The organism is Bacillus sp. GW821-FHT11D08 (assembly GCF_058808515.1).
The window spans coordinates 230,713-242,887 of record NZ_JBXARS010000004.1; the positions used below are offsets into that span (position 1 = coordinate 230,713).

Annotated in this window: 11 protein-coding genes; 2 read left to right on the forward strand and 9 right to left on the reverse strand. The window is 43.3% G+C overall.

The genetic code is table 11. From position 1 onward, the window contains the following. Positions 1-12 precede the first annotated feature (12 nt). The 8 genes from AC1RRX_RS10400 to AC1RRX_RS10435 form a co-directional block, all read right to left on the reverse strand. Positions 13-762, reverse strand: a complete 750-nt coding sequence (locus AC1RRX_RS10400) for a polyketide synthase (protein ID WP_003154094.1) — start codon at positions 760-762, stop codon at positions 13-15. A 9-nt stretch (positions 763-771) separates the two neighbouring features. Beyond that, positions 772-1,545, reverse strand: coding sequence for an enoyl-CoA hydratase/isomerase (locus AC1RRX_RS10405; RefSeq protein ID WP_144464330.1), 774 nt, complete (start codon positions 1,543-1,545; stop codon positions 772-774). Beyond that, the gene (locus tag AC1RRX_RS10410) at positions 1,542-2,804 is read right to left on the reverse strand and encodes a hydroxymethylglutaryl-CoA synthase family protein (protein ID WP_032866033.1); all 1,263 of its coding nucleotides are present in this window, start codon (positions 2,802-2,804) and stop codon (positions 1,542-1,544) included. The genes AC1RRX_RS10405 and AC1RRX_RS10410 overlap by 4 nt, the downstream gene beginning before the upstream one ends. Before the next feature lie 51 nt (positions 2,805-2,855). After that, entirely contained in the window at positions 2,856-3,104 is a 249-nt protein-coding gene (locus AC1RRX_RS10415; RefSeq protein WP_007409841.1) for an acyl carrier protein, read from the reverse strand. Between the two features lie 65 nt (positions 3,105-3,169). Further along, entirely contained in the window at positions 3,170-5,410 is a 2,241-nt protein-coding gene (gene fabD / locus AC1RRX_RS10420; RefSeq protein WP_144464332.1) for an ACP S-malonyltransferase, read from the reverse strand. A gap of 1 nt (position 5,411) precedes the next feature. Beyond that, entirely contained in the window at positions 5,412-6,386 is a 975-nt protein-coding gene (locus AC1RRX_RS10425) for an acyltransferase domain-containing protein (protein WP_012117590.1), read from the reverse strand. Between the two features lie 136 nt (positions 6,387-6,522). Next, entirely contained in the window at positions 6,523-7,392 is an 870-nt protein-coding gene (gene fabD / locus AC1RRX_RS10430) for an ACP S-malonyltransferase (protein ID WP_144464334.1), read from the reverse strand. A 314-nt stretch (positions 7,393-7,706) separates the two neighbouring features. After that, complete coding sequence (locus AC1RRX_RS10435; protein WP_012117588.1) at positions 7,707-8,384, reverse strand: MBL fold metallo-hydrolase; 678 nt, start codon at positions 8,382-8,384, stop codon at positions 7,707-7,709. Between the two features lie 970 nt (positions 8,385-9,354). On the opposite strand from AC1RRX_RS10435, the gene AC1RRX_RS10440 reads away from it, so the two are divergent. Then, positions 9,355-9,564 (forward strand): hypothetical protein, encoded by a 210-nt coding sequence (locus AC1RRX_RS10440; RefSeq protein ID WP_106080035.1) that lies wholly within the window; start codon positions 9,355-9,357, stop codon positions 9,562-9,564. 1,225 nt (positions 9,565-10,789) lie between these two features. On the opposite strand, the gene AC1RRX_RS10445 is transcribed toward AC1RRX_RS10440, so the two are convergent. After that, a complete protein-coding gene (locus AC1RRX_RS10445) occupies positions 10,790-11,092 on the reverse strand; it encodes a hypothetical protein (protein WP_007409833.1) in 303 nt (100 codons plus the stop codon). 437 nt (positions 11,093-11,529) lie between these two features. Here AC1RRX_RS10445 and AC1RRX_RS10450 point away from each other — a divergent pair, with 437 nt between their 5' ends. Then, entirely contained in the window at positions 11,530-12,144 is a 615-nt protein-coding gene (locus AC1RRX_RS10450; RefSeq protein WP_020955840.1) for a site-specific integrase, read from the forward strand. The last annotated feature ends 31 nt before the right edge of the window (positions 12,145-12,175 follow it).

Genomic DNA, 12,175 nt, shown 5'->3' on the forward strand with positions numbered 1-12,175 from the left:
AAGATGTATGCCTTATACTCCGTACATCGTCGTGATTCGTTTTTTCACTTCATCATCATGAAACGTCTCATCGTGCATGATTAACTCCTTCTCAATGACGGCCGGAAGCTGCTCGCGAAACGGCGTCACCAAGTGCCTTTTCAATGTAATTAAAGAGTTTCTCGGTTTTTCTGCAAGCTCACGGGCCAATTCCTGCGCATAGTCTAGTACTTCCTGCCGAGGAAGCACCGGAAAAGGCACCCCTCTTTTCTCCAGGTCACCGCCGCGGTAGTGGCCGCCGTTTAACAGCATTTCATGGCCGAGGCTTGCCCCAAGCTTCTCCGGAACGATAAAGGTAGCGCCCATTCCGGGGGTGAAACCGTATTTCATAAAGTTTGCGGTATACACGCTTTCTTTGCTTAAAATGACAAAATCACTGAAAAGCCCCATGACAAATCCGCCTCCGATTCCGTGTCCCTGCATGGCGGAAATGACGGGGATATCACATTCCAGCGCCAAAGAGTACATGCGGTCTTCCGTAAACTTCGTGATGCCCTGCTGAATCCTGAGCAGGCCTTCCTGTGTGCCTCCGGAAGCAAAGTAATGGCCGTATCCTGTTAAAATCACAGCTTTATAGACTGACGATTTTTTTATACGGGTGAATGCTTCCATCAATCCATCCGTCAGTTCTTTGGAGAAGGCGTTTTTATGGGCTTTATCCTGCATTGTCACTTGGATAATATCCGGTTCAATTTCGAGCAGTTCAACTGCGGCGTTCGGCATGATATCCTCCTAACTGTTCTCCGTTTCCCAAGGAAGCCGCCCCGTTTCTGCATAACGGGTGATGGCTGATTGGTTATCCGGATCTGAAAACATCGCTTGATTTTCGGCTAAAGCAATGGATTTCGAACGATGAACAAGGTCGTTTAAAGAATCCATGTATTTTTTATAGCGGATGACTGCTTTTTTCGACAGCGGGCGGAGGCGCAGCAAATGCTTTCTCAGCTCTGTTGCTGAGTCCGGGACGCATACGTCACAAAGTCCCCATTCAAGCGCCTGGCGTGCCGGCACGGGCTTTGTCATGATCGTCATATAATGCGCCTTTTGAAATCCGATTCTTTGAATTAAAAACGGCAGAACGCAGGCCGGATAAAGTCCGAATAACAGTTCAGATAAACTGAACGAAGCATTCTCCTCTGCAATGACGATATCGCACGCGGCGGCAAAACCGACACCTCCCGCATTTACTTTTCCGCGGACGCGGGCGATTGTGATGTACGGCCCGGATTTTAATGCCAGCCACAAACGGTAAAGCGGCTCCTGCGATTCCGCATGCTGCATTCCCTGCCTCATTCTCCGGTACATCTCATCAAAATCCGCCCCGAAACAAAATACCTCCGGCTGCCCTTCAAGCACTACGGAGGTCACGGAGTCTTCACATTCAGAAAGAACATGCAGGCATTCCTCCACTAAACGCTCATTAATCGTATTGTTGGCTTCAGGCCGATCAAAGGTGATGAAGCAGACATTTTGCTGAAAACGGACGTTTATCGTTTCATAGGTCACGATATCCACCTGTATTTCCGATGAAATTCCGTGATTTCTTCCAAATATAAACGAGGGCTCCCGGCATGATGGTCTAAAATGTTCGGAATCATATTCATATCCAATTTGACATTCCGGGTACCGAACTTCACCAGACCGCTGCCTTTAAACAGTTCTTCATATTCTTCCATGGACAGCCTGTACCTGTTGTTCAGATGCTCTTCTATTTTGAAAGAATGCTGCCGCGCTTGCCCTTCAGGCGTCACAACGCCGCTGTAAAATTCCGAACAGCATCCGGAGCCGTAGGAGAAACAGCCGATCCGCTTAGAAGTGCCGAATGCCCCTTGGTCAATCGTGCTTGCAAGAGCCAGTAAAGAGGCTGCCCCCATAATGTTTCCGACTCTTTGGCAGTAGCGGAGCCCCGGCTCTACTCTGGTTTGAAAATCTTGTTCGATCTCAGCGTTTTTCGCTTTTGCAAGCTTGCGCATCATCGTCCGGTGGGCCCCTTTGACCATGCCGCCAAACGGTGTATGGAAGGCAAGATAGTGAAACGTCTCTTTGTAGTCAGCGCCCGGCACACGGTTTTTGTACTCGCGAAATGTCTGTTCACAGCAATCGAGGTAAGACATCAATGACAAATCGGCGTCACCGGCTTCACTGTCCGGGATCGGACGGCATGTATCCATCACCTCATAGCCGTAGTAGCCGTTGGCGCCCGCATCCGCCTGAAATACGATTGGATTTTCACCGATCAATAAGGCGACGGCACCCGCTCCAGCGCTCGGTTCTGCGTAAGACCAATCCTCGCTTAACGCATCGCCGCCTTCGGCAATTAAAAACCGGGAAATATCCGTCGCGACGACAAGCGCCTTCGCTCCGGGGGATGTCTGCGACAAAATAAAGTTAAGCGCCATCTGCAAACCCGCCGTTCCTGAATAACAGGCTTGTTTCAGTTCAAATAAACGGCAGTTCCGGTTGAGGCCTAAGTAATCATGAATATATGTACTGAGTGATTTTCCGAAGTCGATGCCGGACTCCGAGCAGGTAATCAGCAGCTCGATTCTGTCTTTTTCAGCCTCTGTCAATCGGTCGATAATCGGCTTTGCCGCGTTAACGCCGAATGTAACGGGGTCTTCGTACGGAAGCGCCACCGCTTTTTCTTTCATCAGTAAATTCTCAAATCTGGCAGGGTCTAAGTTTCTGTACTCCGCCAGCTGCATGACATCAAGGTATGCTGTCCCGCCAAACACATTTATCGCTTCTATTCCGGCAGCCGCCATGAACTTCGCCTCCAATATGAATTTTGAGTTTCCGATTATTTCACCGTTTTATCAGACAGCCTGTACCTTTTCATAAAGCTTTGCCGCCAATTCGCCGATGTTTGACACTCCCGTCAGCTCAACACGCGGGATCTGCAGTGATAATTCTTCAAGCATCATCGTGATAATTTCGGCGCGGTCCACTGAATCCGCCCCCAGATCAACTAACCGGTCTTCCTGCGAAAGCTGTTCGCCTTCTAAATCAGGTAAAACCTCGTAGATTGTGTTCTGCAGCAATTCAAAGATTCTTTCTTTACTCATTGTCAGTTCCTCCCTGTTTCATCTTTTATGAATATTCCATGTTTTCAATCTATCATTTCGTCTTGTCAACACGTTTGCAAAAATGAACCTAACTTCTGATTCAAAAGCGAGGCCGTCTCTTCCATAAGCCGCATGCCGATACCATCGGCATGGCGGTTTTTCCAGGACTCCAGCTCCGTACCTTTCACCCATTGATTAAAGGCGCCTAATGCCGGGCCGCAATGAATCTGGAAGTCTACCTTGGCATCCGGGTCTCCTTTAATCGCCGAAGCAGAGCTTTGCCTGAAATACCATTTGAATATGAGCGCCATTTTCTGTTTCGGATTCCGTTCGGCTTTTGAAATGTCTTCATTCGAATAATGAGCCTTCACTTTGTCATAAATACTGCTTACACTTGCCTTAAAATACTTCTCTTCTATTTGTCTGAGTGTCTTTTCATCAATTTCTTCAATTGAGCGGTGACGCTGATACAGTTCATGCAGCTTAGAGGCGCGGGTCGGAAAGAACAGCCCTTTCTTTAATACCTGCACCTTGCTGCCTGATTCAAACATATCGCCGGCCGGCGCGTAGGCCGTGTCCTGTACATTCATCTGCTGCAGGAGGTCCTTTACGAGGCCGCTCGTCGCTGCCTCAACGGTGCATTGGTTAATAGATCCGGTCACAATAAAATCAGCGCCGAGCATAAATGCGGCCATGGCAGCCTCGGGCGTTCCGATTCCCCCTGCGGCTCCGACGCGGACAGTTTTGCCGTATCGGTATTTTTTCATCATGTCATCTCGTAAACGGATGATCGCCGGCATGAGACTGTAAGCAACTCCGCCGTCAGTGTGGCCGCCTGAATCAGCCTCTACGCAGATGTCATGCGCAACGGGTATTTCTCTCATCAGACTTGCTTCTTCAGCGGTAATTTTGTTTTCGGCTGCAAGTTTCTGCAGAATGTGATCAGGCGCCGGGCTGAGAAACGCTTCCGCTACTTCCGGACGGGACAGCTTGGCGATAATCCGTTGACGCGCTATTATTTGTCCGCCGGCACCGCGTTTTAACCCCTTAGCGCGAAACCTTACTAAAGCGGGAGTAACCGTTAAAAACGCTGATGCTTCCAAGTTCTGAATCCCATGCTTCAGTAAAAGATCAATCATTTTTTCTTCTGAATCTGTATGCTTCATGTTATGTACAACATTTATGCCGAAGGAACCGCCGTCACGAAGCTCATGCTGAATTGACAAAATGGCGTCCTCAACGTGCGCGATGTTCAAACCGCCCGTTCCGAAAAAGCCCATCATTCCTTTTTCAGCCAGTTTGACAACCATTTCCTTCGAAGAAATTCCGCGGTACATGCCGCCGGCCAAGTAGGCGTATTTCAATTGATAATCGCGCTTAAACTCTTCATTTCCTAAAGACGCCGCCGTAATTGAGCTTTTTCCAGCCTCAGCCGGGACTTTGATTTCATCTGTTATCGGCTCCGCTTCAGCCGTAATTCTTTGTATCAGCCCCGTCAGCACTTTTCCGGGACCGATTTCCTCAAAGCTCATGTTCTTTCTTCCCATTAAGAAACGGATGCTGTCTGTCCAGTTCACCGATCCCGTTATTTGTCCGGTGAGTGTCTCTTTCAGCTCTCTCTGCTCATAGGGTCTTGCCGTCACATTTGAAATGACCGGGATGGACAGCGGCTTAAAATGGAAAGATTCAATAAACCGTGAAAACTCTTCCTTCGCTTCCAGCATGTATCTGGAATGAAAGGCGCCGCTGACATTTAAGCGGTGAACCATTTTTACGCCGGTTACGGCTTCAAAAACGGATGCTGCTGTTTCAATATCTTCTTTATATCCGGAAATGACAATTTGCTGCGGTGTGTTCATGTTGGCGATATCAATCATATCCAAGTGATTTTCTCTTAAAACATCCGTCACCTGCTCATGAGTCAGGCCGATCACCGCTGCCATGCCGCCTCCTTTTGCGCGGCTCATCAGTTCGCCCCTTTTTTTGACCAGCTGTAAGCCTTCTTCAAAATCAAAGGCGCCCGAAGCGTATAACGCGTTATATTCGCCCAAACTGTGTCCGGCGGTAAAATCCGGTTTCAAGCCGGTTTCTTCTGTTTTTTTCAAATAACTGAGGGCATTGACGACATAGAGCGCCGGCTGAGTGAATTGAGTCTGATTGAGACGTTCTCCGTCCCGGCACAGCTCCTGAATGGAATATCCGAGAATGTGATCGGCCTTTGCGGTTAATTCAGGATAGCGGCCGAACAGGTCCTCCCCCATCCCTATTCTTTGCGAGCCTTGGCCTGGAAAAACAAAGCTGATCATCTTACAGTCTCCTTCCGGGCGGTGATAAAATGCTGTCTTCGATTTGCTGCAAATGTGTTTGTTCTTTATGAAACGGCGTCATAATGGCACGGATGCGTTCAGCCGATCCTGCGGGAAGAATCTGTTTGGCAAATGCGGCCAATGTTCCGGAAGGCCCGGCATCGATATACAATCCTTTTTGGCGGCTGTCTGCGAATTGAAGCGCTTCGCGGAATCGAATCGGCTTTCTTACGATATCCCAGAAAAAGTCCGCTTGTATATCGGTCTCAGCCTCTCCGGTCGCACTGGAGATGTACGGTATAAACGGAGTCCGGATTGATTTCTGAGCTAAAAAGCGCTTGTACGGCTGTTCCGCCTGATCAACCAGCGCTGAGTGAAACCCGTAAGATACCGGCAATAGCTGATGAGGAATCTGCTTTTCTCTCAGATCGTCCATGATCTTTTTGATATGTTCCCGCTCTCCCGAGATGACAAAGTGAGAATGATAGTTTACAGATGCCAATTCACTATGTTCGCCGAGCAGCGGATCATCTTGATATAAAGCCGGATCACCCAGTATCGCAAGCATGCTGCCGTTACGGCAAGTTTCCGTAACGATTCGGGCCTGTTCCAGCACGCAATCTAAAGCATCCTCGGCGCTCAGCACGCCCGACACAGCGGCCGCTGCATACTCTCCGAGGCTTGCTCCGATCACATAATCGGGACGTATGCCTCTTTGCTCCAAAGCATATGCAAGTGCGTACTCAGCCATAAAAATGGCAGGATGGCTGAAAAGAAGGCGGTCAAATGGATCAGACAGACGATTGCCTGTATGATACATCTCTTTAAGGACAGAGTAACCGAAACGGCTGACTGCAAAATCGTCCAAGTCAAGCATTTTCTGCCGAAAAGCGGCGTTATGTGCAAACAGCTCTTTCCCCATTTGATAGTATTGGGAACCCTGTCCAGAAAACATGAAAACAATTGGCTGGTTCATTTGTTCTCCTTTTTGCTCTTTATTTTTTTAAAATATTGATTTGTGAGTTTTTCGTGATGTCGTGTGCAGGTGAAGTGGTCGTGATGCTGTATGGCTGGCACTATTGTGTGAGATAAGAATTTTGACTTGCGTTCCGCTACATGGCGGGTGAAGCTTCAGTTTCTTTTTTGATGCGGTGAATAAGTCCTGTCAGCACATGGCCCGGGCCGACTTCTTCAAAATCCATCCGCCCTTTGTCCAGCAGATAGCGGATGCTGTCGTTCCATCGCACTGAATGGTCGATCTGATCGGCCAGAACGGAGTGGATTCCGTCTTGCTCATAAGGTCTGGCATGCACATTAGAAATGACAGGAATTGATATAGCAGAAAAATGAAATGACTGTAAAAATTTTTCGAACTCTTGTTTTGCTTCACTCATATACCTCGAGTGAAAAGCGCCGCTTACGTTTAACGGATGAAACATCGTAACGTCTTTTAATCCTTCGAATACGCTTTTGGCTCTTTCAATGTCTTCTTTGCGTCCGGATATGACAACTTGGTGAGGAGAATTCATATTGGCAATATCAATCGTATGTAACCCGTGCGTTTGAAGGGCGTCTGACACTTGAGCTGCAGTTAACCCCATAACAGCGGCCATTTTTCCGTCAGTGGCCATACTCATTAATTCGCCTCTTTTACGGACAAGCTGCAGACCGGTAATAAAATCAAAAGCACCTGCTGCAAACAGCGCATTATATTCTCCCAAACTGTGGCCGGCCACATAATCCGGCTTTATGTCATTGTCTTGGATTTTTTTCAAATAGCTTAACGCGTTTACAACATATAAAGCAGGCTGGGTGAACTGCGTCTTGTGAAGGTTGGAATACGGATTCTCAAGACAAAGCCGTTTCATGGAATATCCGAGTGTTTCATCAGCCTGCTCCGTTAAGTCTTTAAATTCATCAAACAATGAGCTCCCCATTCCCTGCTTTTGAGAACCTTGTCCGGGGAATAAGTATGTGATCATTTTCTCAGCCATCCTTTCTCGGATTCAGATAAGAAGCATGTTCAAGTTGATAGTAACTTCACAAAAATACCATGTCAAGTTAATTTATCCTATGCGAACTCCTGAATAATGCCTATTTTTCCCTGTCGAAAGGCGGACTCAGGGCTTTCGGAACAGGCGTAAGCAGAATGTCCCATCCGGCCTGCCCGGCGTTCTCTTCCGCAAACTCCCGTTACTCAGCCATTCATCACCAGAAATCTAGTAATAACTTCCATTCCATTTCAGAAGTTCCTTGCCTCAAAAGAAAAGCTAGTTAGATAGAACTAAATTACACATTACTTAAAATGAAACAGCCCTTTTTGATTTTTTCTGTTGCGGAAATTCACAAAATGTTCTTTTTTTTCAATCTGAAAGTAAATATTGTTTTTCAAAAGACTCTCCATTTTTTGACCCGGCTTCTCCCCGAAGGAGTGCCCCGGATACACACGCACATGCGGCGGAATGGAGGCTTTGATCCTCTGTATACTGTGAAACATATCTTCAGCTGAGCTGCCCCTGTCCCCACATATACCGCACCCTTCTGTAAACACGGTGTCACCGGTAAAAAGATGATCAGATAGCAAATAGCACATTCCCCCGGCCGTATGTCCCGGGGTCAGTATACTTCTGATGATAAACCCTCCGGCCGCAAAGGTTTGGCCGTCTTCAAGCGCTATTAAGTTTCTGCACCGGAATTGATAGAAATCGATTTCCGCCGACGACATGTATATATCAGAATGATAGATTTGCTGAAGCGGCTCCGCCAAGTTTACATGGTCATAATGCGAATGTGTTAATAAAATAGCTGATAAATCAACATCCAATTCATGCAGTTTATCGGTTATTTTATCGATTTCCCAGGACGGGTCCACCGCTATCGCAGATTTTTTTGAGCGGTCTGCGATAATATAACAATAGTTGGACCACATCTGGTGATAAGTTTTGATTTGATGCACTTCATATGTATGATCCATTGTCACCATTCCCATTTAAAAGATCCGGGCAGACTGCTGCCGCCGCCCAGCCGACTGTAACCACTTTACCAGATGACACCACGTTTTTCCATGGATTTTCCGGTAAAGTTAAAAAAACTTTCTGCTCCCGCCAAAAGCACCAGTCTGGACCTTTTTTACAAATTGCTATGCTGATATATAAGGAAATTAGAATATTAATTTAGATGAATTCTTTAGGGAATTTTATTCAGAAAATGAAGGATGAATATGAGTTTCGGATAAAAAGAAAACAAATTGAGCTTTTGTTTTGAAAAGCAATTGCCGAAGCGGCCGAAGGGGATAATCAGTTTTTAGAAATGACCCGCAATCAAGACTATTATTTCAATCCTTTTCTTCAAGATAAACTAAACCATACGGGCTCTCGAAATATATCAGAATACCTTAGTTCTTACACCGAATTCAACGTTATGTTGACATTAACATAATTGAACTTAGAAAAGTACGGCGTAATTTACACTCTTTTCAAATCAGCCCTAGCTGCAACAATTCACGAAAGCGTCGCGCAGCTTTTTACTGTGCAAAAACAAAACTAACATAAAATCATTAAGTGTAAAAAGTAAATATAAAATATTAAACATTAGACAAATAGACTATGTTATATGGGTCGGAGTTTACTGCTCAAGGTAAATTGCCCTGGGATGCAAAAGCACTAAGAGCAGATTGGGATGCAATACCTGCTAAAGTTAAAGCTGCTATGGGCGGAATCGGCGTTTTGAAATAATTCTTAATACGATCGACAATTTTACTGGTGCAGTTGAAGATGCGTGCTATGCGGGTGCTCTAAAAGAACTGGCAACCCAACAGCCGCTTGGTGGATTACTAAAACTCTTAAGCTTTTCATTTAAACGGGGCTATTGTTGGCGTTTAACAAATTTATCCTGTGTTAAGCTTTAAAGTGATTATTTCTAAAGTGTTAAGACAGGAGGTAACTATGGAAGATAAAAATAACGCTGAACCGAGCCCAAAAGTTATAAAAATTCTAACTTACATTATTCCTATAGTTTTAATAGGGCTTATCCTTGTTCTTAAGAATATTAATACCGCAGCAGCAGAAATTTCATTTTATATCGTTGCTATCGGTGCGGTTCTCTTAGTGGTTTTCAGTTTGATCAAAAATAGAAAAAACCGCAGGAAGAACTAAATGTAAGGGGGGCTAATTACTAGTCCCCCTTGACTAACTTGCGGATAGTATAACCTGCCAAATTCGAATTTTATTTAAATTCCCCCTCCATCTCCTCCCTGTGAATTTGGAAAAGCAGGTACCCATCTATATAACTCAGGGTAGTCACCTGGTTCTTCACAGATAACTTTAAGATTTTAAGGAATCGCTTTCTCCATTATTTCACTATTAATGCAGTGACATATAGACGGTTACACCAAACACAAGATGCTGCGCTGTCACCCCAAATACTATCCATAAACAATTTTTATATGAAAGAAAAGCAGCTGGATGTTAAACAAATTATTTTCATGATTTACGGCATACAGATGCAACAATTATACCAGAAATTAAAAAACTCAAAAGTTATCTCTGACAGGCTGGGTCATTCAAACTAGTAAGGCTACTTGTGGGCAAATAACGGTTTAGTCTCACATAAATCATTGTTCTTGCATCACACGCTTAAACATCTTCTCCATCTCATACGTACTGTTATTTTTAGTTTTTTGACAATAAACCATGATTACTCAAAACATTGATATTTCAGAGCTTCTAATAGTTTTCTGGGTAAATATTTTTATTAAATTAGCATGGTTAGACATAAAGAGAGCAGCCTCCTTTTTTGATGATAATAAATATGATGATGAGTGGACCGAGAATGGTTACAAAATTAAATTTAAGCGAACCCCTATTATAAATATAGCGGATGTTTATATATCTAAGAAATAGTCTTAACTTTTTAATTTAAGGGAATGAAAGATATGCTGACTCAGAAAGGAAATATACCGTATTATACTTAACATGAGCTACCGATGTAAAAGGCCAGTTAAAGAGAAAAACAGGAAAAAGCGAAATAGATTTACGTGCAGTTGTAAAAAGTCTCATGCGACAAGGAGAGGTTCCGTAAGACAAAATACAAAATTGCATCATCTAAAAAAGCCCAAACTCTAAAAAGTTGGGCTTTTAATTTAAGCGGGGAGAAAGCGATTTGTAGCCTTAAAATAAAGTTTGATTAAATGAACTTAATAAACCTTGATAAAAGTACAAATAGAAAAAACGTGTTTTGAAAAAAAGATTGATCAAAACACGTTTTTTCTATATTCATTTCAATCATCGTTTTATAAAAAAGTTTGATCATTTTATGTCTAGAATCTTCAACAAACGCGCAGTCTGAGGAATAGTACCTTATAATAAAAACTGCTGAGTGCTACCTAGACTGAATACTCCACCCATGTGTTTTAAGCTTTTTTATATAATCTTCAACACTAATTTTTTCAACTTCAATTGCTAACGGCGTCAGTGAAACAAGGCACTCATTTGAAGTATAATTTATTGTAACTTTTACCACCTCGTATCCATTATGGAAACCTGAATCAAATCCAGGATCGTCAATTATATCTCCTACTTGAGGGCGAAAGTCAGATTCAAATGTTTTCACTAATGTTTGAGTATTTTCCTCTGTAGGTTCTTGATTAATTGATGAGACAAATAATATTAAATTTATATTCAAAGCATTTCCCCCCTTTCTATGCTGTTTAAATAATCTTTAGTTTAATTCTATTGTTATTGATGATAACAAATTTTAACTTGCATCACAAATTAATTGTGCCATTAAATGGACCGTTTGTTGAATTCTAAAAATCTGTATTGTTAATGTGATTCTATCAAACTTTTTTATAAATTATCGGACTTTGTTTTACATAATCAATCTTTATTTTAAAGCTACACGATTAAGTTTTTTAGTCCTCCCCTGTTTTTCTTTTATTTGATTTTACTACTATCCCCGTAATTTGCACAAATGGAAAAACCGCAATATGATTGCGGTCTGCTGTGAATCTGTATTTGAAGTTATTCAGTCCGCTCATCAGCTTGCGGCTTTAGTAAGATGGTTAAGACAATTCCTGATAATATCAAAACATTTCTATAAAAAAAGATTCGGATTATAGAATGCTTAAAGACAATTACCTGGACAAGGAACAAGTATCTGTCTTTATGGAGGCAGCAAAATCTTCTAAATATCATCACATGATCGCTTTAACTCTTTTAAGGACCGGCTTAAGAAAAGGTGAACTCATTGCTTTATATTGGTCCGATATTGACTTTAATAACAAAACTTTAAGGATTGCTAAATCTAAGAACGAGTTTGGAATCATAGCACCTAAAACCCGTAAAAGTGTTAGAACTATAAGCATCGATGACACTTTAATTAAAGAGATGAAAAAGTTTAAGGAATGGCAAGAAGAAAATAAAATAAAACACGGTGATAATTATAACCAGTCTCCCTTTTTTATTATCAACCATAAGGGAGATGACCTTGGACCGTTTGGAATTGATAAAGTCATAGATTCCTTGCTAAAGAAAACTGATCTGCACCACATTACTCCACATGGTTTGAGACACACACACGCCATTATGCTGCTAGAAAGTGGTGCAGATATCAAATTTGCAAGTGAGAGACTCGGTCATACGGATGTGAAAATGACAGCTGATGTCTATATCCATATCTTGCAGAATCACAATCAAAAAAGCATTAATCAGTTTGATGAATACCTAAACAGCTAAAATCAGTGGGCAAAATGTGGGCACGAGAGAT

Excerpts from the sequence above, each read along its gene's own strand:
- AC1RRX_RS10440 (WP_106080035.1), top strand. The coding sequence starts at position 9,355 with ATGGAAGATAAAAATAACGCTGAACCGAGCCCAAAAGTTATAAAAATT.
- AC1RRX_RS10400 (WP_003154094.1), bottom strand. The coding sequence starts at position 762 with ATGCCGAACGCCGCAGTTGAACTGCTCGAAATTGAACCGGATATTATC.
- AC1RRX_RS10450 (WP_020955840.1), top strand. The coding sequence starts at position 11,530 with ATGCTTAAAGACAATTACCTGGACAAGGAACAAGTATCTGTCTTTATG.
- fabD (WP_144464334.1), bottom strand. The coding sequence starts at position 7,392 with ATGATCACATACTTATTCCCCGGACAAGGTTCTCAAAAGCAGGGAATG.
- AC1RRX_RS10415 (WP_007409841.1), bottom strand. The coding sequence starts at position 3,104 with ATGAGTAAAGAAAGAATCTTTGAATTGCTGCAGAACACAATCTACGAG.
- fabD (WP_144464332.1), bottom strand. The coding sequence starts at position 5,410 with ATGATCAGCTTTGTTTTTCCAGGCCAAGGCTCGCAAAGAATAGGGATG.
- AC1RRX_RS10425 (WP_012117590.1), bottom strand. The coding sequence starts at position 6,386 with ATGAACCAGCCAATTGTTTTCATGTTTTCTGGACAGGGTTCCCAATAC.
- AC1RRX_RS10435 (WP_012117588.1), bottom strand. The coding sequence starts at position 8,384 with ATGGATCATACATATGAAGTGCATCAAATCAAAACTTATCACCAGATG.
- AC1RRX_RS10410 (WP_032866033.1), bottom strand. The coding sequence starts at position 2,804 with ATGGCGGCTGCCGGAATAGAAGCGATAAATGTGTTTGGCGGGACAGCA.